We start from the raw sequence: 22,124 nt of genomic DNA on the forward strand, positions 1-22,124 counted from the left end.
TGTATAATAGTTCCCAAGATAAAGAAGGAGGGGCGGAAAATGAAAGAATCGATTTCAAAATTCAAAAGTTTCATCACAGAAAATAAGTTTGTACTAGGTTTGCTAATTTTCTTATTAGTAGCACTGGACGTCTATGTATTAACGAAAATATCCTTTATTTTTCACCCAATTACGGTGATTATATCCACGATTGCAGCACCAATTATTTTAGCGGGGATATCTTACTATTTATTCAACCCGCTTATAGACTGGCTAGAACGAAAAGGATGGAAGCGTGGTTGGTCAATCGCTTTACTATACGTTATTATCGCTGGAACTATCGTGTTGATTTTCAGCTTTATCGTACCGGCCGTCAAAGAGCAAATTGTAAGCTTGGTAAAAACATTCCCATCATATTGGGATAAAGTAGTCGCGAAGTTCAATGAATTCACTGAGTCACCACTGTTTGATCAAGTAAAAGACAAGGTACAGAACAATTTAAGCGATATCACGAAAACAATTTCCGAAAAAGGAGGCACGGTTGTAAGCAGTGCAGTGGATAGTATTGGAAATGTCGTTGGAACCGTAACAGAGGTAGTGCTTGCTATTGTGACAACACCGTTAGTTCTGTTTTACTTATTAAAAGATGGTAAAAAATTACCAGACTACCTATTGAAAATGCTACCCGTAAATTCACGCGCACATACACGTCAAGTACTACACGAATCCAACGCCCAAATTAGTTCTTACATCCGAGGTCAAATTATCGTTAGTTTTTGCATCGGAATTTTACTATTCATCGGGTATCTCATTATTGGCTTGCCGTACGCGCTCACCTTGGCAATCATTGCGGCGTGTACAAGTATTGTTCCTTACTTAGGGCCAGTTATTGCGATTACACCAGCGATTATCATTGCTATAGTAACCTCACCATGGCTACTATTAAAACTAATTATCGTTTGGGTTGTGGTGCAATTATTAGAAGGAAAATTCATCTCTCCGCAAGTCATGGGCAAAACGCTAAAAGTGCACCCAATTACAATATTATTCGTGATTTTGGTAGCCGGCAAACTGTTCGGCATACTAGGTGTTATTTTTGCAGTGCCGGGTTATGCAGTGCTCAAAGTTATTGTGACACATATGTTTACGTGGTTTAAGCGCGTATCAGGACTTTATGGCGAGCAACCAGAGAGTGAGTACTTGGAAGATGAACAGACAAAATAAAATCAAATGAAAATCTAATAGAAAGCACAATAAAATTTCATTGAACCTGTGTAATATAGAGAATGTAAATAAGGAAGACACAGTTAGTTTCCCCCTTTTTCTAACTGCGAACCTTGAAACTCCTTTTTGACCAGCTACCCCCTTGGCTGGTTTTTTTGTGAGTCAATGTATATATAGTTGTCCCTGTGCTAAGCTAAACATCCTAGTCGTAATAGTTCCTCCTATTCAACATACATAATACTATCTATCGTTGCATAAACATTCATTAGTTAGAATAATAATGGGTTTTTAAGAGCATGAAAAGTGGTGTCTAATGTGTGAACATAGCTATATTAACCTAGAGAAATATGACATAATTTTGATGACATACTTCTTAAGATAAAGGTAAGGTATATATAGGGAATAGTAAAATAGATAATTAGATTCCCACTGGAAATAACGTAGGTAGAGGGGTGTGAAAATAAATAAGAATCAAGCATATCCAGTGCTATTGTCGCCATTCTCTAAAATAAGAACTTAAGAAAAAACTTTGGGAGAAAGCGTATCTTACTTTCTATAAGAGCGATGTTGGTGCATAATAAAAGTGAACTATTTCACAACTAAAAAGGAGGATATGACTATTTAGCGTGAAAATTCATGTATAAATAGTGATTAATTTAACCATGAAAAAGAGAGAAAAATTTGGTTTAAAAGTTTTATCGGTGGCAATGATTGTAGCTTTAATGGTACCGAGTTCAATTGGGAACATTGCAATATCAGCAGAAACAGCTGTATCAACACAGACAGAGCAGGTAAGTGAGAAGACATTTAGTCATAAAGCAGAGTATTCCATCCAAAAGGGCGCAGATGATGCAGAAGTTACGGCTACAGCGGTCAATCTAACGAGTACTGGATTGGATTTACATGGGCTTGTGGGAGCAACACAAACGACTTATTTACGATTTGCGGATGTCGTATTACCAGATGACGCTAAAATTTCGAACGCGTATCTTTCGTTTACAACAAGGGATGCATCAAATGCGAATCAGTCTACAACTATCAACATTACAGGAGAACTTGGATCACAGGCTACATTTGCAAGTACTGTTGCTTCTTTCACAAGCCGTCAATTCACGGAAACAGCGTTAGAGATGAGTACACCAGTTGTGGCGGTCAACACAATTTTTAATACGAACGATGTTGCTTCTATTATGAATGAAATGCGTGCGAATACAGCAGATATTAAAGATTATGTATTCAAAGTAACCGGAAGCGGTCTGGGTTCATTCGTTATGCGTTCTTACGAATCAAACGCAGCGATGGCGCCAAAACTAGTCTTTGAGTACACTTCTGCATCTGGTGAGTATAAAGCGAATATCGCCAGTACTACAGATGATGCCGAAGAGTATAGTGCTAATAAAGCAATGGATTTGAATTCGGCGATGGAAATTGGTGGTTACTACTCTACTACATTGACACCTGCTTACAAAGATATTTCGGCTTTCCGTTTTGCGAATGTCAACTTGCCGGAAAACGCAAAAATTGACGATGCTTATTTAGAATTTACGACATACGGCACGGTTGCAAATCGTGTTTCCAACATGTCAATCACGTCAGAACTCGGTAATTCCGCGGTCTATACGAGTACGGCTGGAAATATCAGCAGTCGCAACTACACAGGATCTAGCGTAAAATACGAACAAGCTTCTTTTACGGCAGCGAGACAGGTCATTCGAACGCCTAACCTTAAAAGTATTATTGATGAAACGCGTTTGATGGGTTGGCAAAATGGCCATGCATTAGCGTTTAAAGTAGAAGGGGATAATTATATTGGTAGCATCTATCCAGGTGGCTCTGCTGTGGCTTATCAGCCAAAACTAGTGATCAAATACAGTTACAGTGACGATGGTGTAGATGTTCTCAAAGACCCAGCGAAAATACAAAATATTTTTATCAATGAAGTAGCCAGCATGGGAACAGACGCGCGAAAAGATGGATGGATTGAGATTTATAATAATAATGATTTTCCCGTATTTTTTGAAAAGGATGTTTTTCTTTCAGATGAAGCGACTAACTTAGGAAAATCTGAGCTGGCAAACCTTTATATACAAGCAAAAGGTTATCGAATTGTGAAGGCAGATGGAACGACAAACAATGCATCGGCTAACTTCACATTAGGAAACCGCGATATGACGCTTTATTTAACGACGAAGTACGATGATAGTTTCCATCAACTAGACACATTCGACGTTAAGGAAATGGCATTTGGCGAGACAATGGGGCTGTTTAACGATACTGACTCGAGTGTCGTTACTTTCAAACCAGGAACATATGAAAGCACAAACAACGATGCGAAACCACTTGTGAACATTGCGTTAAGTCAAAAACCAGGCATGTACAAAACTGGTTTTGATTTAATCTTAACATCAGATAGCGTGAACACGATTAAATATACATTGGACGGCTCAGCACCGAGCGAAACAAATGGAATCACCTATACTGGTCCTGTTACGATTGATAAAACGATGACAGTAAAGGCCTACGCGTATAATGCAAAACAAAATAGTGGCGTACAAACCTATGTTTATTCTATTCGTGAAGATGTAGAAAATATACCGCTTGCTAAAAAAGAATTCAGTGTGAAAACTGGCTCTGATGATGCAGAAGTAAGTGCAACAACGGTTAATTTAACTAGCACAGGCCTTGATCTGCACGGCTTAGTAGGCGCAGTACCACAATCCACTTTTGTACGATTTACCGATGTGTCGCTGCCAGCTGATGCTGTTATTAGCAAAGCGTATATCAGTTTCACAACGCGCGATGCTTCTAGTTTACCAACGAATTTGACGATTTCTGGAGAGCTTGGTAGTGGTAGTGCGTTCAGTTCTACGGTCGCGACTTTTACGAATCGCCAAATGACGAATCGCTCTATAACAACAAGGACACCTTCCAAAGTTGCAGTGAATGAGCTCGTAAACACAGAAGATTTGGCACCTGTCATCGAAGAAATGCGTGCAGGAAACCCAGATTTGACTAATTTTGTATTTAAAATTGATGGTGATAAAACGGGATCATACCTTGCTCGTTCCTATGAATCAAACGCCGCCATGGCACCAAAACTAGTCGTAGAGTATTACTCTGGTTATGGCGATTTTACAGGTAAGATAGCGACTGCTTCGGATGATGCAGAAGAATATGGCACAGCAAAAGCTATCGATTTAGGTTCGGTTTTGGAGATTGGAGGCTATTACTCAACGAATCTCATACCCGCGTATAAAGAAACGGTAGGATTACGCTTTACGAATATTGCAATCCCAGAAACAGCCGAGATTGAGGATGCTTACATGGAATTCACGACTTACAACACGAACGCCGCAAAGGTGAGCTCAAACATAGAAATCCGTTCGGAACTAGGTAATCCAGAAACATACAAAGCCGTAGCAGGAAACATCACCGCGCGTGAATATAGCAATTTGGCAGTGAAATATAGCCAACCAGCATTTACGGCGAGCAACCAAATCGTTCGAACAGCAAATTTGAAAGATATCATTGACGAAAATCGTTTAGCAGGATGGAGAAGCGGCCAAGCGATGGCATTCCGTATCGATGGGGATAATTATATTGGTAGTGTATATCCAGGAGGCTATGCACAAGCGGCGAGGCTTATTGTGAAATATAAAAACAATGGCAAAGGTCCAGGAATTGACGGCGCACTGACAACACCAGACCAAATGAAAAATGTCTATATCAATGAATTATCAGCAGAAGGTACTGCGAATTCCAAAGCAGCGTGGATTGAGCTTTATAACGACAACGATGTGCCGGTTATTTTAGGTAAAGGTATGTATTTGAGCGATAAAACAAAGACACCTGACAAATTTGAGTTTTCCAACTTCCTTATTCCTGCAAAAGGATATCGCGTGTTATATTCCGATAAGGCGACTGAACTTGGAAATAATCATTTGAGCTTTGAAATCGGCGCAAGTGGTGACGTTATTTTGTCCGCCAAAGTAGGTTCGGCGATGAAGACGATAGATTCCATCAAGTATACGAAGCAAGCGTACAATCAAACATTTGGACGCAAGCCGGATGCAAGTACGAATTTGACTGTATTCAGTTCTGAAACATTCGCCAAAACGAACAACGAAGGACAAGAAAATTACACCGTACAATTTAGCAAAGAGCGCGGCGTTTATGACACCGGTTTTGACTTAACTTTGTCATCGAAGGAAGGAACAACGATTAAATATACAGTGGACGGTATTACAGATCCAAGCGCGACAAAAGGAACGATATATACTGGACCCATTACGATTGGCAAAACAACTGTTGTTAAAGTATATGCGTATGATGCAAATGGAAATAGTGGCGTTATTTCAAGTACCTACGTTCTGCGCGACAACTACAAAAATGAAGTCACATCAGGTTACCAATGGCAATTTAAGAATACAATCACAAGTGATGAGTATGCAGAAGCTATCGATGATTTCCCGATTGTATCAGAAACAGGTAACGCTACGGATTTGAATCCGACAACGTATGTACCAGGGACGTTTGAGTATTTAGATACACATATGAATAAAGGCGGTACAAACTATTTCAGCTATGCAGGTGCGAAAAAATTCGGACAAGTCAGTGCTAGTCAACTTAATTCAGGTGTAGCGGCTAAGTTTCACCGCGACTATGGTTCGAAAAAGGCAAAATACAATTTCTTTGAAGCAACACCTGCTGAAGCTTTTCCAGTCGTAAACAAATTTAGTAAGCTAGAGCTAAAAGAAGGACAAGATGGTCCACAAAATGATATTTACAACTTAGGCTATAATCGCTACGATGAAAAAGTAACGAATACACTGGCACAACAAATGAACAAAATTTCTCTACACGCGCGCTACGTACATTATTTCTATAACGGAAAATACATGGGTGTGAAAACGATGCGTGAAGCCTTTGGCCAGAATATGTTTGAAGAATATTTTGGTGGAAATGATGACGATTATACTAAAATCCGTTTTCAAGATGGCTATTTTGTGCCAGGAATTGTTGAAGCAGGGGATGGTGATACAGCTATTTTGACAAAAGTAAAAGCAGTTGCCGCAGCGAAAAACTTCCAAGAATTCAAGAACTATGTCGATGTGGAAGACATGATTAAGATGCACATTCTATTCATGTTTGTGGACACGGAGCGTGAAGTCGATGCGGTTGTTTCCAATGATATTTTGAATGGAAATGGTGTGAAGATGACATTCAATATCAATGATACAGACGGCGCTTTTTACAATAACGGTGGTACTGGAACGAGTTATTCAGCGCTTGCTGGTGGCGGTGGCACGTATCGCTTCAAGTGGATTGATTCGATTTCAAGACGTGGCGCAGGTGATTTCTTTGGTAGTTTCTCTGGAGATGGCCAAACAGCAACGGCTGGGAATCTAGAATTTAAAACGCTTGTAAAAGATCAAGTTTTAGCACAAATTGGTCCAGCGAGCGGTGATTTCGCTGGTGCAGACGGAGCGCCTTTATCAGTTGCAAACGTGAAAAAATTGATTGCAAGTAATCAGCAGGAAATCGATGCTGCGTATAAATTGGATGCGGCCTATATGGGTGCGAGAAGCACGATGTATAAGGACTGGTTAAACGTGCAAGTCAAAGTACAAAACCAAATGACCGATCGTGTACGATATTCGCTGGAGATGTGGGCAAAATACGGCATGGCGCACACATTGCAAGCTGTGAAAGTCGTGGCAAGTGATGGCGGAGTCGTGTTAGAAAACCCGAACGAGGGGACAGATATTTATTACACAACAGATGGTAGCGATCCAATGGGTGCCAATGGTGCTATGTCAAATGTAGCTACGAAATACGAAGCAGGAGCAGTGCTTGATGCAAACACAAAAATTACTGTTCGAGCATTTACAGCCAATAACTGGGGACCACTAACCAAATAATAGATTGGAAAAACCTTTTGCCTCCTGTATACTGTGAGGTAAAAGGTCTTTTTATGTGAGGAGGAGATTAAGATGAGTGTTGGCAAAGTAATCGTTGGTCTGGTTGCTATGGTTTATTTAGTTATTTTACTTAACATTATCTTTTATATGGTGCAAATGGAGACTGGGCTGGCATTCCCGGTTTGGATTCAAGTCGTTCTTGGCATGTGCTTCTTAGCGATTTCGGTTTCCAATTTGAAGGCGAAACATTATATTTTTGGAAGTCTTTTTGCTAGCGCGGTGATTTTGATTGGGGCAAGCGTTGTTGTGACGTATGTATTTGGATGATGCGATGGTATGAGATAGAGCACTATCGTGCGGTGGATGACAAATTCCACGCGAGATATAAGTTTAAACCATCCCCTTCGATTTTTGCAAAAGCGATTAAGCCTCGAGATAAAGCGGTTGTTTTTAAAGAATATAAGATTCGAAAGATGCTAACCTTTGAGGAAAATGATGGACTTACACAGGCTTATTTGGACGGTGAGAATTGGACGAAAGACTTGTTTTTGCGGTTTTTCGGGGAGGAGATGTACGCGCTTGACTGGTATCATGTATCTTACCGGTTTCTTGTGGATTCCGAGTATTCGCGCGGGGAATTTGGAGAATGGTGTGTGCCGTTTTTGCCGGATGGGGATTATTATTTCTTTTTGAATATGGATATGAGTTTAGCATGGTTGGGGCATCCATGGCGAAATACAGTGACCGTTGTTGGCGCGGAATTAGTGTCGTTTATTGAAGAGAACGGGTGCCCATTTTTAGAATGACCGCCTAATCGTGATGCAGAGTAGGCGGTCATTGTTGTTAGAAGAATCGGCGAATAATTGTTTTTAATGGTGGCATTTTGCTAAAACGATGATCTTCTAAGACAGATCTGATTTCGAATTTTGTGTAGCCAAGCGCTTCATCCATCACGATTTTTCCGGGAAGGGGCGCAGCATTTTTGTCTACTACTACGTCGATGATGACGGGACGGTCAGCTTTTCGAGCGGCTTCAAAAGCAATATCAAGCTCGGAGAAGTCCTCTACCCGGAAGCCAAGACCACCGCAGCTTTTAGCGAACTCGGCGTAGTTGATATCGGGGAGATCAATCGCATAATTTAATTCGCCGGCAGATTGTTGTTCGTATTTGATGAAGGATAATTCTTTATTGTTCAGCACAACGATAATCATTGGCAGTTTGTAATGTACAGCAGTAACGAAATCTTGCATGACCATCGAAAAACCGCCGTCCCCTGCAAGTGCAATAACTTGGCGATTTGGAAAGGCTTGTTTTGCAGCAATGGCGCCCGGAAGCGCGCATCCCATCGTGCCAAGCCAAGCGGAGATAAGAAAATCGTTATGATGATCTAATTGTAAATAACGCGTGCTCCAGACAGTTGAGGTACCCACGTCGATGGAAAATATCGCATCTTTTTCGGCAATTTTTTGGATATTGGCCATAACGGCTTCTGGTGCAATCGGTGTGCTTGTTTTTGCTTGATCTTCGCGAAGCCATTTCCACCAGTTTGCCATGTTTTCCTGAGATGCTTCGAGAAACTCGCGCTTCGCTATGTAATCTGTTGTTTCGATTAGAGCGGTTAATGCTTCTTTCGCGTCGCCGATAATGCCAACTGTGGCCGGGAAACGATGCCCAATTTTAGCTGCATCAATATCGATTTGGATGCAGGTGACGTCATGTTGTGGTAAATAATCGGTATAGGGATAATCATTACCAATCATGAGCAGTAAATCTGCTTCTTGCATAGCCTCATATGCGGGCTTCGTACCGATTTTACCAAGGTTGCCAAGGAAGTTCGGATGCACATCAGGCATGATTCCTTTTGCTGGGAGTGAGATAATGACAGGCATTTTTGTATGCTCGGAAAATTGGATGAGGGTCTCTTTGGCGTGTTTTGTGCCAACACCTGCTAAGATAATTGGATTCTTGGCATCATTAATAAGTTGGGCTGCGCGAGCAATGGTTTCCGTTGCGATTTCCGGATTCGTTTGATGGAAAACTTTTTGTTTTGGTTTCACGGTATTTTTAATTTCCATCAGTGGGATATTGTTTGGAATTGTTAGCACAGCAACTCCTTTTTTCTCGTAGGCGGTGCGAATGGCCTCATCTACAAGATCAGGCAAGGTTTCGGCGTCTTCGATGAGTTTGTTATAAACGGCGACATCGGCAAATAAGGTCGGCAAATCGACTTCTTGGAAATATTTTGTATTGGCGACGCTGGTTGGGACTTGGCCGCCTAGAACGAGCATTGGTACGCTATCCATTTTGGCATCATACATACCGTTTAGCATGTGAATCGCTCCAGGACCGCCAATAGACAGGGCAACCCCGATTTTTCCAGTGAGTTTGCTGTATGAGGAAGCAGCAAGCGTGGCAACTTCTTCGTGCCGAACGTGGATGAACTGGATGGTTTCTTGTTCGGCACGGAGCGCATCGACAACCGTATCAATCGAATCACCTGGAATTCCATAGACATGATTAATATCCCAATTTTTTAATGTGTTCACGAGTGCTGTACTTGCTTTGATTTTTGACATTTGTTTTGTCCTCCTTCGTCTTAATTATTCATACAATTAATGTCTACCCTACCTGTATGATGGAAAACTTTTTTTACTATTGAACATATTTGGAAAACTCGGTATGATGGGGAGTAAGAACATTTAAAAGGAGAGACATATGGGGAAAATTGAAGGCATTGTTAAGATGACAGATGAGTTGGAGTTTGATTTAATTCCGAATGCGAAGTCGGTGTATGAAGTTACGTTTGATTGGGCGTATAGTGAAGACGGACCTGAGGATTTATTAGCTATTTGTGGAAATGATGTAGCAACGATTATTATGGATTTTGATAAGCATTTGGAGGCTGTGCTTAAGGAAAGAGGAACGTTATATCATGTTTATGGGCACCAAATTTTCGTTCCCTTTCCTAGTTTACGTGATGCTACCTTTTTGATAGAAGGTTTTTATGTGAATAAAGGCGTGGAATATATGACAGTGTTTTTGATGAAGGAATGCCAGCCGAAACTGGATAAAGTGCAGTTGAAAAAGAAGCATGAGTGGAATCTAGCGTTTTATTTGCAAGATGATGCCGTTGCGTTATTTTTAATGGATGATCAGCGTGTAGCGTTAGTTTGTGCGCAAAATGATGCGGTTGCAGAGGATTTTAATGCTGTTTTGAGGAAGCGCATGGCAGGGGAACGAGTACCGCTCATTGATGAGATTGAAGAAGCGCCGATGCTAGAAATACCAGAGGAATTACTTTCAGATTTTAAATTACCACCGTCGTCTCAATTTAATCAGGTAACGGGGCAATTATTATCAGATCCATCGATTGTGAAAGCATCACGGGCCCGTGTTGAAATTGACGCTATTCATGATGAGGAATTGGTACAAGTTATTGTAACAGAAGATTTAGATGACTTCTTTAAAAAAGAGAAGATTCCATTTGAAAAGCAGAACGGTTGGCTTGTGTCTGGTGCAATTCCAAAAGCTAAACGGGAAGCGGTGTTATCAAAGTGCCATAATGAAAGTTTGACGGATATATCGTATTTGTTTTATGGTAGTGAGCCAACTGTTACGTATGAGAAAAAGCAGAATCAAAGTTTTTGGAATAAGTTGTTGACATCTTATTACTATCCGGTGTTTGAATTGAATGAGGACGGTAAATGCATCGTATTAGTGATGGATGGCCAGGTTGCAGTTTGTTTGGAATAGGCATTAAAAGGGATAGGAGAATGAGGTAAATGGACATGATTTTATGGGCGATTATTGCCTTCTTTACATTAATATTTGGATATTATTTAAGTATGGTGGCTTATTTTTGTGTGAAAGGGAAACCAGCAAAGATTGACGATGTCATTTTTCTAAAGAAAACGAAAGCGTTTCTGCGAGAAGAGACGGTGGATGCTACGAGTTTATTTAAAATGAAGCTAGCTGTTATCGTGCAGTTTTTGACATTTGTGGTATTGGCGGTGCTTTATTTTACGACAGATGGCTGGTCTATTGCGTTGATGATTATTTTTGGTAGCGTTTATTTAGGGACGAATGCTTTTATTGCTAAGTTGATTTGAGTTTTTATTGGAGGTATTAGTTATGGAACGCTATGTTTCAAAAAGCGCGACGCAGAAAAATGGTGCATCGCTTGCCGAAGTGGTGAACTTAGAGCTAGAATTGGGTGCGCAGTTTAGTTCGCAGTATCGAGAACGCGTACAATTAGTAAATGCATCAGAGTTTGGCGAATGGAGTTTGGCGAATGGAGTTTGGGATAAAACTCTAGGCGAGATAAAAATCGCTCTACCACTTCTTGGGTAGGACGAAAATTTTGCTTCATACAAATCGAGCGAAAGCGTTTGTTATTCAAGGGGAAATGAGGATGGTAAACTCATTCCATTCCTTTGCATATTGAGGTTCTAATTCGCTTTGCTTCAAAGAACCACAACAAAGCGGAGTGTACGACTGTACATGATGACTGAAAACAGGGAGGGAGTCTTATCCCCGACCATGTAAGAAGTTATGCGAAGCGTCAGCGTAGGAGAACCGTAAAAAGGGTCGCCTATTCGCGATGCTCATAGGCATATTGGGGCTCTAGCTCATTTCATTTCGAACAGTCGGGAAGGATTACATGCTCGCTTTGCTCGCATGCATATTGGGACTGTAACTCATTTCATTTCGAACAGTCCCAACAATGCGAGCGCTTGAGAGCCGATTTGTCTGGGTTATGTCTCAACCTCGGTTTTATCCTAGTCAGAATGATATCGATTTTTTATGGAGGAATTAAGAGATGGGAATACAAAAAACAAACGTTGGCAGAATCTTAGATCAGCGGAAAATAAAATATAAACTCTATCAAATTCCATTCCAAGATAAACATATTGATGCAGTTACAGTGGCGATAGATTTAGGTTTACCACCGGAAATAATCTATAAAACCCTCGTGACAAAAGGAGACAAAACTGGTGTTGTCGTGGCATGTATTCCAGGAAATCAAGAACTTGATTTGAAGTTATTAGCCAAGGTAAGCCAAAATAAAAAAAATGGAAATGCTACCAATAAAGGATTTAGAAAGCGTCACAGGTTACATACGCGGTGGTTGCTCGCCAATCGGTATGAAGAAACAATTTCCTACTTTTATCGCGGATGTAGCTGAATCACAAGAAAGAATTCTAATATCAGCTGGTAAAAGAGGGTTTCAAGTCGGGTTGAATCCGCAAGCTTTAGCAGAAGTCATACAGGTGCAATTTGTTTCCATCAGTCGAACTATGTAGACAAAAAAAAGATTCGAGTCAATGAGACTCGAATCTTTTTCATTGAAGGAGGAAGAGGGATTCGAACCCCCGCGCGGTCTTACCCGCCTGTCGGTTTTCAAGACCGATCCCTTCAGCCAAACTTGGGTATTCCTCCGTAAACACAAGACTTATTGTATCATGATTTTTTTCGTTTGCCAATACCTAAATTAAAAAATATGCATAAATATTTTTTTAGAAGCATACATTGGTAAGTAGTACAATTGCGGAAAGTTTATCAGTTCACATAATAGACTTATTTTAATAATATATATTACAAAAAATGTTGCATCTGATTAAAATTAAACGTACAATTATAGTATGTCTTATAACCAGAAGGTGGACTATAAATGCAAGAAAAATTGATATCTAATGAGATTACAAGGCTTTTTTCGAAGGAAATTTTTCGTTTTGCCGAATTTTGGTTTGATAATTATTACAGCACAGACATGAACGATCAAGTTTTGCAAGAGCACCCGGAATTTATACAACTATATCGGACTGCCATTGTCAGAACTGTCTCGAACGGCTTAAGGGCCATTAGCGGTGGTGGTTATTCTCAACTAGACTACTATAATCTTGGGAAAGCCGAAGCGCAAAATGGGCTCAAGAAGGAAGATGCGTTGCGAAATCGTGATTCCTTTGAGGCGGCAATGGAGGCCTTTTTAATGAAACGAAAACAAGAAGGTGCCATGGAAGTTACTAATCAAGAAATTAACTATTATTTAAACGAACTAAAGACATTTCACGATATAATCATGCCGTTTATTCTGCAGGGTTATAGCGATTATGCAAAGGAATAGGTACGAAGAAGATAGCGCCGGATTATGCTCAGGCGCTATCTTTTTGTTCAACTATTAATCGTTGCTTGGAGCCATATAAAACACTTCCCACAAATGTCCGTCTAGGTCTTGGAAGCTCCAACTATACATAAACCCTTCATCCATAAACTCATTCGACTCAGTTCCACCTGCAGCGAGCGCTTTTTTTACGAATTGGTCCACTTCTTCGCGGCTATTGACTGAAATTGAGGTGATTGCTTCTGTTGTTGTATGTGGATTAGCAATTTTTTTTCTTAGTAAAACCTTGGAAAAATTTCTCGGTTAGTAACATCAGAAATGCACCCTCATTAATAATCATACATGTAGCATCTTCATTGGCGAATTGCGGGTTGAACTTGAATCCAAGTGCCGTAAAGAATTCGATAGACTTATCTAAATCCTTAACTGCCAAATTGACAAACAGCATATTTGGTTGGACGGTCATATTCTATACCTCCTTGTATATTGATTTACACCTATTAATATACCCGAAAATCAAGATTTCAATTCATGAATAAAAGCGTCTAGGCGGTTCGTGCTCTGAACATTACTACTACAAGTGAGGCTATCTGCACAAATATACTGGCCAATCGCGCGAAAATTATCTGTGCTTCCTTTTGTTTTAATATCTGCTTTAAACAAGCCTACACGCTCATTTTGATGGCAAAATGCACAGATTCCTTTTTTAGAAGTAGGGGTGAAATTGCCTTGAATGCCAGTTAATTTTCCATCATGTTTAGCGATAATAAATTTTTTCTGAGCGCTAGTGTCGTTCCATCCAAGAAACACAAGTTGTTTTATTTCTTCATCAGACAGGGTAGGGAGCTTCAGTTTTTTTCACTTTCGGAAACAGTTTTTTAATTGTAGCATCAGTCACAAGAGGGAAGGGAATCAGGAATTCTTGTAATTTCGCACCAAAAGCTTCGAGTTCTTCCTCTGAATGAATATGGAATATTTTACCGATCAGTTGTCCCTGCTCCACCTCCAGTTCTTCAAAAATCGCCTGAGCCTTATCGATACACGAAAAACGTAGTGCATTCTTAACACCTTCATCGTTTGTATTTTGTGCACCGTAGAAAGCATTTGTAGCTTGTTTTAAAATAAAATGATAATTTGCATTTGTTATAAAAGCGTTCATTCGTTACATCTCCTTTTGGACTCCTTGGAAGAAAAATCGCTCGGTTAAAGTAACGATTTGATCTTCTAGGACGCCTTCTTTCAATAAATGAGCAATGATAGCAGGATCAAATAAATGAATAAAATACGCAACTAAAAAAGGGGTAGGGTAAACAGCATGGAGTAATTCCTGCTCCTGTAAATGCGTAAATAGAACACCGAGCTCCTCCGTTATCTGCTCAAAAAATTTTTACAAGTTCTGTTGTTTCGGTCATATTAGGTTTATTCTGTAAAACAAAGGTGAAATAGGGATTTTGAATAATCTTGCGAATCAATGTTTTCAATTTCATCATGCTATCATCCACATTAATCATCGTTTCCCGCATCATCTGCAAAAAATATTGTGCATTCCTTTCCATGATCCGCGCGATAATCGCATCTTTATTCGTAAAATGATTATAAAGTGTTCCCTTCGAAATACCCACAGCAAGCGCGAGTTCATCCATATTTAGTTGACTATCCACATTTTGAACCAACATGCTTTCAGCCTGCGCCAGAACAAGTTGTTCTCGGTCGTACTTTTGTTTTTCCTTCCAATTCATTTAGAGGCCACCTTTAAACACTGAGTCATAATTTGACTTCAAAGTCATTTTTTGAAAGTATAAAACGAGATTACTAAAATGTCAAGAGTATCTAGCCATAGGTACTAAATTTTGATAGGATGATAATTGAAGAAGAAAAGGGGGGAAACACATGTCAGAACAAGTGAGGAATATTACCTTTAGACAAGGCGTAAAAGATTGTATTCCAACATTACTAGGATACATAAGCATTGGTATTGCAGCGGGTGTTGCTGGTGTGGCAGCCGATTTAAGTGTGCTAGAGGTTACACTGCTAGCCATCTTTATATATGCAGGAGCAGCACAGTTCATTATCTGTGCGATGCTTTTAACGAACAGCACGACGCTAGCGATTATTGTTACCACTTTTATCGTTAACTTTCGCCATTTTTTATTAGGTGCGACGTTGGCACCACATTTTCAGAAAGATTCCATGCTCAAAAATATCGGAATTAGCCTCCTCATTACAGATGAATCTTTTGGCGTTGCTGCGATGAAACTTGCGAAAAAAGAGCCCATTTATGCATCCTGGATGAATGGCTTAAACATAACAGCTTACCTAGTTTGGATTTCCTCCTGCGCATTAGGTGGTCTCATTGGTAAAATGATACCAAACCCAACTGTATTTGGTCTTGATTTTGCACTCACAGCGATGTTCGTCGCACTCTTTGTATTTCAATTGCAAAGCGTACCAAAATCAAAGCTACGTCATATTTTATTCTTAATTTTGTATATGATTATTTTTATGATAGGCTTATCTTTTTTTTGTTTCCACAAATGTTGCTGTTGTTTTATCAACGCTAATTGTTGCTACTATTGGGGTGGTGACTGACCGTTGAGCATTAGTTATGGATTTATTCTCATACTGATAGGTTGTTGCCTCGTAACAGCAATTCCTAGAATGCTACCATTCCTCGTTATGCGGAATATGCGGATTTCTGAGCCAGTTCTCAAATGGTTAAGCTACATCCCACTATGTATTTTCAGTGCACTAGTTATCGAAAGTTTCATATCAAATAGTGTCCAAGGATTTCAAGTTCACTGGCTAGAACTACTCGCGGTTATAGGTACTCTAATCATTTCACTTCTCACACGAAGTTTGCTTTGGACCGTGATTCTTGGTGTGGTGATGATGGCATTGCTTCGCCTCATTTTTTGAGAAATCATCATTTAAACCTTGCATTATTACCAAGTTTGTGCTATCATTAATATCGTTATTCAAAACAACATTATCGGTGGCGGAATAGGTAGACGCATTTAGTTGCAAAGAACTTCGAAGCAAAGCAACATTAATAAAGTACATTTAAACAAGATAAGCTTTAAATAAGAGTTTGTGTGGTGCAAATCCACACCCGATGATTAATTAAAAAGATTAGCGAAGTCACTTCGCTAATCTTTTTTGTCAGGGAATTTTAAAAATATAAGATAGACAAGTGTCTGAATTACCATGAAACAAGCAATAAAATATACCATCTGATATGAAAACACAGCTAGCATCTGCTGTATGGAATGAAGCGGATCGGTGAACAGATGAACAGAATGCAGTCGTGCAAAGCGTCCCAAGTAAATCGCGTACCCAGATAATACGGAAATACACACAAATGTAGCCCAATAAAACACATTATTGGTCGTTTTAAAACGAATCAACCACTCGTCCAACATCCATTTTAACGAGACAAACCCCGTATACAAACCAAAACAAACGCCTACTGTCATCACGGTGAATCGCTCCCAAATATAGGGGTTATTAGAAAATACGCCAACCTCTGCTGCGTTAATGTGCAAATTCTCTAAGTGAAAAAAATCCGTTAACAAATACGGGGAATTTGGGAAGAATAGCAACCATACGAATGCAATTGGCCAAAAAACATACGGTTTCCTTTCTTTTTGATAAACCAAAGCTGCTAATTCAAAAGGGATGTAGGCTAATGAAATATTCAGTACTAAAAAATAATAGCCATCCAAAACAAAAAAAATATACATAACATACAAAACTAGAAAAAATCTACACCATTTCATCAATGGAATCACTCCTATCCTAGAATAAGCTTACCAATCGAAATAACTCCAAACCATCGATTCAGATGACAAAATAGGTTCTTGAAGTGACAAAATTGTAATAAAAAAGCAGTAGCAATAAAAAACCACCGCTCGTACTTATTATGTTGTTAATGATACCAAAAGCATATCTTTATTTGAAATATCTAAGAAAGGCAATTTTACACGTATATCAAGACAATATGCATTATATAGGAGTGGTTTTAGATTGGTGTTTGTATTCTCAACCGTATTAATAAAGTGATTAATCTCTTGATACAATATTTCAGGCTGCTTCAATGACGCAATTTTGGCGTCAATCCGATTCTGACTGACATTCACATTTGAAACTTTAATAGCTTCATCAAACGTACTATTAATGGATTCGCGAGTCAGCTCAATTTGCGTATAACCATTATCTTCCCAGTCAATCTCAAGAATATGACAATCATCTAAAATTAGAAAATCACCGGTCCAAAGCTTTCCGTCCATCTCCACGACCATGCGTGTATTAGCAAAAAGCTCCTTGTTAGCATATTTCTTCAAAACATAATCAAACATTTGTAAATGCGCGATTTCTTTTGTCATGTCAACATCTCCTTCGTGTTTTTATTTTACCATATTGTGATTATGTGAGCAAGTTTAAGAGTGTTAAAAATTAAGCGAAATAGGTAGCATATTTAGGAATTAGATAAAGTCTCATGTATAATGGAATTATGTGATAATAGGAGGGATACAATGCATACAGAGGTAAAAATAGAAACACACGACCAATTAGCGCTGCACGTACATATTTGGGAGCAAGTGACCGCACCAGCTGGTATTGTTCAAATTATTCATGGAATGGCAGAACATGGTGCGAGATACAGCCAATTTGCGACGTATTTAAATAAGCAAGGGTTCATAGTGGTAGCAGATGATCATCGCGGCTTCGGTAAGAGTGCAGAAGATTCCTCTAAGCTTGGTCATTTGCCTTTTCCAGATGGCTTCGAAGCGATGGTGTCGGACGAAGAGACAGTCGCAACATTCATCAAAGCACGATACCCCAATTTGCCGCATCTCCTTTTTGGCCATAGTATGGGAAGCTTTGTCACGCGTGTTCTTATCACACAGTACAAAGTAGATGCAGCGGTTTTAGCAGGTAGCGGCTTGCAACCAGATCCCCTGTTGAAATCCGGACTGTTTTACGCTAAGCTTCGCGCAAAAAAAAAATGAAACTAAACGTAGCAAAATTCTGCATAAATTATCGTTTTATGGTTTTAATCGGGAGTTCATTGCAGAAAAACATCCATTTAGCTGGCTTTCCAGAGATAAAGCAGTGCACGAAGCATATATGGAAGACCCGTTCGGTGGGCAAGTCGTTGGCTCTCTCGGGTTTTATCATAGTTTACTTTTAGGCATAGAACAATCACAAAATCCAGTCACTATCTCGAAAACGCCAAAAAATCTACCACTACTACTTATTTCAGGAAGTAAAGATCCGGTAGGTCACCTTGGAAAAGATGTACCTAAACTAGCAGTGAAATTTGAAAAAGCTGATGTGGAAGATGTAACGTTAAAAATTTATGAGGATGCGCGGCATGAATTAACGAATGAGATTAATAAAGAGCAAGTTTTTGAAGATGTTGCTTTTTGGTATAGAAAATATGTTTAGATAATAGAAAACAGCAAATCAACTGGTATCGCGTGTTGATTCGCTGTTTTTCCTATTCCCGGATTTGGCCTTCTCCGTAAATAATATATTTTGTAGATGTCAACTCGTTTAATCCCATCGGACCGCGAGCATGTAATTTTTGGGTGCTAATACCTATTTCTGCACCGAAGCCGAATTCAAAGCCATCGGTGAAGCGAGTGGAGGCGTTGACATATACAGCAGCAGCATCGACCTGCTGTAAGAATTTTTGACTCGTGAAATAGTTATCCGTAACAATAGCTTCGGAATGCTTGGTGCCGTATTTGTTAATGTGAGCAATCGCAGCATCTGTGCCAGAAACGACCTTAATCGCTAAAATATAATCGGCATATTCTGTTTCCCAATCTAGTTCAGTCGCTAGAATTACATCAGAAACGATGGAAGCAACAAGCTCATCGCCACGAATTTCGACATTCTCTGCACGCAGTTGGGCAATAATTGATGGTAAAAATTCGTGAGCTACAGCTTCGTGGATGAGTAGCGTTTCAGCAGCGTTGCAAACAGATGGACGACTTGCTTTTGCGTTTACGATGATCTTTGTAGCCATGTCCTGTCGCGCTTCACTATCAATGTATACATGACAATTACCTGTTCCCGTTTCGATTACAGGGACGGTGGCTTTTTCCAGGACAGTTTGGATTAAACGGGCGCTCCCACGCGGAATGAGCACATCGAGATAAGCATTTAGTTTCATCAACTGTTGTGCTGTCTCTCGTGACGTATCTTCTACAATCTGTACAGCATCTGCAGGGAAGCCAGAACTTGCTAAGGAATCGCGAATCACGCGCACAAGGGCAAGGTTTGAATGAAAGGCCTCACTTCCCCCGCGGAGAATCGTCGCATTACCTGTTTTAAAGCAAAGAACAGCAGCATCCACTGTGACGTTTGGACGAGATTCATAAATAATACCGATGACCCCCAGTGGGACACGTTGCTTTCCGATTGTCAACTCAGCTTCGTTCTTCCACATATGTGTCACTTCACCAATCGGGTCAGCAAGAGTCGCTACTTGTTTCACGCCTTCTGCAATATCTACAATTCGTTCAGGTGTCAAGCGCAATCGATCGAGCATTGCATCACGAATACCGTTCTCAGCAGCAGTAGCTAAATCTTTCTCATTGGCTTCTAAAATCATCGTTGTGTTAGCGATTAGAGAAACAGATAGCGCCTGAAGAGCCTCGTTTTTTACTTTCGCTTTTGCTTGTGACAAGACCAATGCTGCTGCTTTTGCTTGTTGCCCTTTTAAAGTTAGTTCACTCATCGTGTATTTTCCTCCTTCACGAGATTTTTCGTGGCAAACAATGTTCCAATCAAGTCGCCATTCATAATATCAAAAATAGTGCTAGGATTATTCCCGTTTGTTAGTACCATTTTCCCGCCATTTTTCAAAATTCTTTCGGCGGCATTGAGCTTAGTTAACATGCCACCAGTTCCAAACTCAGAGCCTTTTCCACCAGCTAAAGCCAACAATTCCGGTGTGATTTGATTCACTTCTGTGAACATTGTAGAATCTGGGTTTTCATTAGGATTACTATCATAAAAACCATCGATGTCAGACAACATAATCAACAAATCAGCTTGGATAACTTCAGCAACAATTGCAGACAAACGATCATTGTCGCCAAATTTTGTGAGATGTTCGATTTCTTCAATTGCAACCGTATCATTCTCATTGACAATCGGGACAATCTCATTTTCTAACAGCTTGTTGAACGTATTAATAACATTTTTGCGACTGACAGGATAATCAATGACATCGCGGGTCAGCAAAACTTGACCAACTGTATGGCCGTACTCTCCAAAAAATTTACTATAAATATGCATCAATTCGCTTTGACCAACCGCTGCAATCGCTTGTTGTTCAGGAATCGTAGTAGGGCGGGTTGCCAGTTGTAGTTTGTGACAGCCAACACCGATGGCGCCAGAAGAAACGAGCACAACTTCTTTCCCTTCATTACACAGGTCGCTGAGAACCATAGCTAATTTTTCAATAGTTCGTAAATTTACATTTCCATTCGGGTACATGAGCGTACTAGTTCCGACTTTTATCACAATGCGTTGGCAGTTCTTTAAAGTTGTACGCATATAATAATCTCCTTTTTAAGTCAAATTATATTCCATTCATTGTACACTATTTTAGCGTACAAAAAAACCCATTCTATCAAAAAAGATAGAACAGGTCGCGAATTTATGCTTTTGTAAGTTTTTTTTCTGAAATTTGACGTAAACCTTTGTTGATAAGTGAGAAGATAACAACCCAAGCCACCACGATAAGTAAAATTTGCTTGAAAGCGATTTGTGGCAGCGGGTTCCAAGGGCAATCCCAAATGAAATGTAGACCAATTGGAATGATGAATAGGCTAAGAAATGAACCGGTGAATATATGGCGCATTTGAAGTTTTGGATTGGCTCCTTTTGCAATCATTAATGCTGCTCCAGAAATAGCGGCCCAAACGACATGACCACCAACTGACTGCCATCCACGAGAGAAGATAATATTTAACATTGTATCACCTGCAAATTGGAGGTTTTTGAAAACGGCTGCGGCTTCAATACTGTAGTTAAACGCATAGCCAAGCGATTCAAAAGCGGCAAAGCCAGCTCCTACAGCTGCCCCGATTAGCAAGCCATTTAAAATGTATTTCGGTTTTAATGCTACGATGAAGAGGGCGACAATGAGCATTTTTCCAGTTTCTTCAATGATTCCAACTAAGAAGGCGTTAAAATAGTTAAGTTTGCCAACTGGAATCAAATCATACAAGATAAGCGTAGCAACAAGCGCTGCAACCCCACCAATAAAGAACATTTTCAGTACATCAAAAAAACTAATATTCCGCGGAGCATTGATTTCGAAAAATAGAACGAGCACTGAAAAGGGCATTGTGAACGATCCGATTACCATTAGACCAGGAATCGTATTCGAGTTTGAAAAGATGTAAGTACAAGCAAATAAAAGTAAATAAGTAATAGCTAGTGCGAAAAACACACGAGAAAATAGAAATGGTCTCGTCCATGAAGATGCTATATCTGCTTCGTTCGGTGTCGTATAAGTGGTTCCTGCAATAAAGACTTTCTCACTGTCCGATTTTGGATGCTTTTTAAAAACATCAGCAAAAATGTCACCTAAACCTAAATGCTGTGCGCCTGTTTTTTTGTACGAATGGTGGTTTTGATTTGTCGCTTGTTTAGGTTCTTTTGTTGCATCGTGAATAGTTCGAAAGACAGGTGTATCTTTTAATAACAACCATGCTCCGTCTTTTTCTTGACGCATCTTTGTCTCGGCAGTTATTTCCTTTCTTTTGTAAAGTGTTCTAAGTTCATAATCTGTTAATGGACCAATTGTCTTGTCATTTTTTTTGAAATACCAATGAGACAAATGGATCGCCTCCCT

Annotated in this window: 20 protein-coding genes, 1 tRNA gene and 3 pseudogenes; 13 read left to right on the plus strand and 11 right to left on the minus strand. The window is 39.8% G+C overall.

Annotated features, from left to right (window positions below; all coding sequences use genetic code 11):
• Positions 1 to 39 precede the first annotated feature (39 nt).
• The 4 genes from PROCOU_RS02625 to PROCOU_RS16300 all read left to right on the plus strand — a co-directional run bounded on the left by PROCOU_RS02625 (position 40) and on the right by PROCOU_RS16300 (position 7,930).
• On the plus strand, positions 40 to 1,203 hold the full coding sequence (locus tag PROCOU_RS02625) for an AI-2E family transporter (protein ID WP_036069474.1): 1,164 nt from the start codon (positions 40 to 42) through the stop codon (positions 1,201 to 1,203).
• Positions 1,204 to 1,865: 662 nt separating this feature from the next.
• Positions 1,866 to 7,124 (plus strand): FN3 associated domain-containing protein, encoded by a 5,259-nt coding sequence (locus PROCOU_RS02630; RefSeq protein WP_036069475.1) that lies wholly within the window; start codon positions 1,866 to 1,868, stop codon positions 7,122 to 7,124.
• A gap of 72 nt (positions 7,125 to 7,196) precedes the next feature.
• Positions 7,197 to 7,451 (plus strand): hypothetical protein, encoded by a 255-nt coding sequence (locus PROCOU_RS02635; RefSeq protein ID WP_036069476.1) that lies wholly within the window; start codon positions 7,197 to 7,199, stop codon positions 7,449 to 7,451.
• Positions 7,448 to 7,930: a DUF2716 domain-containing protein gene (locus PROCOU_RS16300; RefSeq protein WP_051994132.1), complete on the plus strand. Its 483-nt coding sequence runs from the start codon at positions 7,448 to 7,450 to the stop codon at positions 7,928 to 7,930. Before PROCOU_RS02635 ends, PROCOU_RS16300 begins: the two co-directional genes overlap by 4 nt.
• Before the next feature lie 37 nt (positions 7,931 to 7,967).
• Here PROCOU_RS16300 and PROCOU_RS02645 read toward each other — a convergent pair whose 3' ends face one another.
• Positions 7,968 to 9,701 (minus strand): pyruvate oxidase, encoded by a 1,734-nt coding sequence (locus PROCOU_RS02645; protein ID WP_036069477.1) that lies wholly within the window; start codon positions 9,699 to 9,701, stop codon positions 7,968 to 7,970.
• A 139-nt stretch (positions 9,702 to 9,840) separates the two neighbouring features.
• On the opposite strand from PROCOU_RS02645, the gene PROCOU_RS02650 reads away from it, so the two are divergent.
• From PROCOU_RS02650 to PROCOU_RS19220, 5 genes are all read left to right on the plus strand, one after another.
• Positions 9,841 to 10,878 (plus strand): hypothetical protein, encoded by a 1,038-nt coding sequence (locus PROCOU_RS02650; protein ID WP_036069479.1) that lies wholly within the window; start codon positions 9,841 to 9,843, stop codon positions 10,876 to 10,878.
• 29 nt (positions 10,879 to 10,907) lie between these two features.
• Complete coding sequence (locus tag PROCOU_RS02655; RefSeq protein ID WP_036069480.1) at positions 10,908 to 11,234, plus strand: hypothetical protein; 327 nt, start codon at positions 10,908 to 10,910, stop codon at positions 11,232 to 11,234.
• A 22-nt stretch (positions 11,235 to 11,256) separates the two neighbouring features.
• Positions 11,257 to 11,475, plus strand: coding sequence for a hypothetical protein (locus PROCOU_RS02660; RefSeq protein ID WP_036069482.1), 219 nt, complete (start codon positions 11,257 to 11,259; stop codon positions 11,473 to 11,475).
• Between the two features lie 469 nt (positions 11,476 to 11,944).
• Positions 11,945 to 12,310: a YbaK/EbsC family protein gene (locus PROCOU_RS02665; protein WP_425268381.1), complete on the plus strand. Its 366-nt coding sequence runs from the start codon at positions 11,945 to 11,947 to the stop codon at positions 12,308 to 12,310.
• The gene (locus tag PROCOU_RS19220; RefSeq protein WP_425268382.1) at positions 12,204 to 12,428 is read left to right on the plus strand and encodes a YbaK/EbsC family protein; all 225 of its coding nucleotides are present in this window, start codon (positions 12,204 to 12,206) and stop codon (positions 12,426 to 12,428) included. The genes PROCOU_RS02665 and PROCOU_RS19220 overlap by 107 nt, the downstream gene beginning before the upstream one ends.
• 46 nt (positions 12,429 to 12,474) lie before the next feature.
• Here PROCOU_RS19220 and PROCOU_RS02670 read toward each other — a convergent pair.
• Positions 12,475 to 12,564: transfer RNA gene (locus tag PROCOU_RS02670), tRNA-Ser, on the minus strand.
• A 232-nt stretch (positions 12,565 to 12,796) separates the two neighbouring features.
• On the opposite strand from PROCOU_RS02670, the gene PROCOU_RS02675 reads away from it, so the two are divergent.
• The gene (locus PROCOU_RS02675; RefSeq protein ID WP_036069484.1) at positions 12,797 to 13,249 is read left to right on the plus strand and encodes a hypothetical protein; all 453 of its coding nucleotides are present in this window, start codon (positions 12,797 to 12,799) and stop codon (positions 13,247 to 13,249) included.
• Between the two features lie 54 nt (positions 13,250 to 13,303).
• Here PROCOU_RS02675 and PROCOU_RS02680 read toward each other — a convergent pair.
• From PROCOU_RS02680 to PROCOU_RS02690, 4 genes and pseudogenes are all read right to left on the minus strand, one after another.
• Positions 13,304 to 13,712 (minus strand): annotated as a pseudogene (locus PROCOU_RS02680) (VOC family protein).
• A gap of 50 nt (positions 13,713 to 13,762) precedes the next feature.
• Positions 13,763 to 14,056, minus strand: coding sequence for an elongation factor G-binding protein (locus PROCOU_RS16305; protein WP_051994134.1), 294 nt, complete (start codon positions 14,054 to 14,056; stop codon positions 13,763 to 13,765).
• A gap of 19 nt (positions 14,057 to 14,075) precedes the next feature.
• The gene (locus PROCOU_RS16310) at positions 14,076 to 14,405 is read right to left on the minus strand and encodes an elongation factor G-binding protein (RefSeq protein ID WP_051994137.1); all 330 of its coding nucleotides are present in this window, start codon (positions 14,403 to 14,405) and stop codon (positions 14,076 to 14,078) included.
• Between the two features lie 217 nt (positions 14,406 to 14,622).
• On the minus strand, positions 14,623 to 14,985 hold the full coding sequence (locus PROCOU_RS02690) for a TetR/AcrR family transcriptional regulator (protein ID WP_036069485.1): 363 nt from the start codon (positions 14,983 to 14,985) through the stop codon (positions 14,623 to 14,625).
• Positions 14,986 to 15,136: 151 nt separating this feature from the next.
• Here PROCOU_RS02690 and PROCOU_RS02695 point away from each other — a divergent pair.
• Positions 15,137 to 15,842 (plus strand): annotated as a pseudogene (locus tag PROCOU_RS02695) (AzlC family ABC transporter permease).
• The gene (locus PROCOU_RS02700; protein ID WP_036069486.1) at positions 15,839 to 16,162 is read left to right on the plus strand and encodes an AzlD domain-containing protein; all 324 of its coding nucleotides are present in this window, start codon (positions 15,839 to 15,841) and stop codon (positions 16,160 to 16,162) included. The pseudogene PROCOU_RS02695 and the gene PROCOU_RS02700 overlap by 4 nt, the downstream one beginning before the upstream one ends.
• A gap of 230 nt (positions 16,163 to 16,392) precedes the next feature.
• On the opposite strand, the gene PROCOU_RS02705 is transcribed toward PROCOU_RS02700, so the two are convergent.
• Both PROCOU_RS02705 and PROCOU_RS02710 read right to left on the minus strand, forming a co-directional pair.
• A complete protein-coding gene (locus PROCOU_RS02705; protein WP_036069487.1) occupies positions 16,393 to 17,022 on the minus strand; it encodes a DUF1361 domain-containing protein in 630 nt (209 codons plus the stop codon).
• 141 nt (positions 17,023 to 17,163) lie between these two features.
• Entirely contained in the window at positions 17,164 to 17,628 is a 465-nt protein-coding gene (locus tag PROCOU_RS02710; RefSeq protein WP_036069488.1) for a hypothetical protein, read from the minus strand.
• Positions 17,629 to 17,778: 150 nt separating this feature from the next.
• Between PROCOU_RS02710 and PROCOU_RS02715 the strand changes: the two are divergent.
• Positions 17,779 to 18,694, plus strand: a pseudogene (locus PROCOU_RS02715) (alpha/beta fold hydrolase).
• A gap of 52 nt (positions 18,695 to 18,746) precedes the next feature.
• On the opposite strand, the gene PROCOU_RS02720 reads toward PROCOU_RS02715, so the two are convergent.
• From PROCOU_RS02720 to PROCOU_RS02730, 3 genes are all read right to left on the minus strand, one after another.
• The gene (locus PROCOU_RS02720) at positions 18,747 to 19,994 is read right to left on the minus strand and encodes a glutamate-5-semialdehyde dehydrogenase (protein WP_036069489.1); all 1,248 of its coding nucleotides are present in this window, start codon (positions 19,992 to 19,994) and stop codon (positions 18,747 to 18,749) included.
• Complete coding sequence (proB, locus tag PROCOU_RS02725; RefSeq protein WP_036069490.1) at positions 19,991 to 20,818, minus strand: glutamate 5-kinase; 828 nt, start codon at positions 20,816 to 20,818, stop codon at positions 19,991 to 19,993. The genes PROCOU_RS02720 and proB overlap by 4 nt, the downstream gene beginning before the upstream one ends.
• A gap of 103 nt (positions 20,819 to 20,921) precedes the next feature.
• Positions 20,922 to 22,109 (minus strand): PrsW family glutamic-type intramembrane protease, encoded by a 1,188-nt coding sequence (locus PROCOU_RS02730; RefSeq protein WP_036069491.1) that lies wholly within the window; start codon positions 22,107 to 22,109, stop codon positions 20,922 to 20,924.
• Between the last annotated feature and the right edge of the window lie 15 nt (positions 22,110 to 22,124).

The sequence above is a fragment of the Listeria rocourtiae FSL F6-920 genome (genome assembly GCF_000525975.1).
Lineage (GTDB): Bacteria > Bacillota > Bacilli > Lactobacillales > Listeriaceae > Listeria_A > Listeria_A rocourtiae.

Bases quoted from the DNA above. Each gene is read 5' to 3' on its own strand.
- PROCOU_RS02625 (WP_036069474.1), top strand. From the start codon at position 40: ATGAAAGAATCGATTTCAAAATTCAAAAGTTTCATCACAGAAAATAAG.
- PROCOU_RS02630 (WP_036069475.1), top strand. From the start codon at position 1,866: ATGAAAAAGAGAGAAAAATTTGGTTTAAAAGTTTTATCGGTGGCAATG.
- PROCOU_RS02635 (WP_036069476.1), top strand. From the start codon at position 7,197: ATGAGTGTTGGCAAAGTAATCGTTGGTCTGGTTGCTATGGTTTATTTA.
- PROCOU_RS16300 (WP_051994132.1), top strand. From the start codon at position 7,448: ATGATGCGATGGTATGAGATAGAGCACTATCGTGCGGTGGATGACAAA.
- PROCOU_RS02645 (WP_036069477.1), bottom strand. From the start codon at position 9,701: ATGTCAAAAATCAAAGCAAGTACAGCACTCGTGAACACATTAAAAAAT.
- PROCOU_RS02650 (WP_036069479.1), top strand. From the start codon at position 9,841: ATGGGGAAAATTGAAGGCATTGTTAAGATGACAGATGAGTTGGAGTTT.
- PROCOU_RS02655 (WP_036069480.1), top strand. From the start codon at position 10,908: ATGGACATGATTTTATGGGCGATTATTGCCTTCTTTACATTAATATTT.
- PROCOU_RS02660 (WP_036069482.1), top strand. From the start codon at position 11,257: ATGGAACGCTATGTTTCAAAAAGCGCGACGCAGAAAAATGGTGCATCG.
- PROCOU_RS02665 (WP_425268381.1), top strand. From the start codon at position 11,945: ATGGGAATACAAAAAACAAACGTTGGCAGAATCTTAGATCAGCGGAAA.
- PROCOU_RS19220 (WP_425268382.1), top strand. From the start codon at position 12,204: ATGCTACCAATAAAGGATTTAGAAAGCGTCACAGGTTACATACGCGGT.
- PROCOU_RS02675 (WP_036069484.1), top strand. From the start codon at position 12,797: ATGCAAGAAAAATTGATATCTAATGAGATTACAAGGCTTTTTTCGAAG.
- PROCOU_RS16310 (WP_051994137.1), bottom strand. From the start codon at position 14,405: ATGAACGCTTTTATAACAAATGCAAATTATCATTTTATTTTAAAACAA.
- PROCOU_RS02690 (WP_036069485.1), bottom strand. From the start codon at position 14,985: ATGAATTGGAAGGAAAAACAAAAGTACGACCGAGAACAACTTGTTCTG.
- PROCOU_RS02705 (WP_036069487.1), bottom strand. From the start codon at position 17,022: ATGAAATGGTGTAGATTTTTTCTAGTTTTGTATGTTATGTATATTTTT.
- PROCOU_RS02710 (WP_036069488.1), bottom strand. From the start codon at position 17,628: ATGACAAAAGAAATCGCGCATTTACAAATGTTTGATTATGTTTTGAAG.
- PROCOU_RS02720 (WP_036069489.1), bottom strand. From the start codon at position 19,994: ATGAGTGAACTAACTTTAAAAGGGCAACAAGCAAAAGCAGCAGCATTG.
- proB (WP_036069490.1), bottom strand. From the start codon at position 20,818: ATGCGTACAACTTTAAAGAACTGCCAACGCATTGTGATAAAAGTCGGA.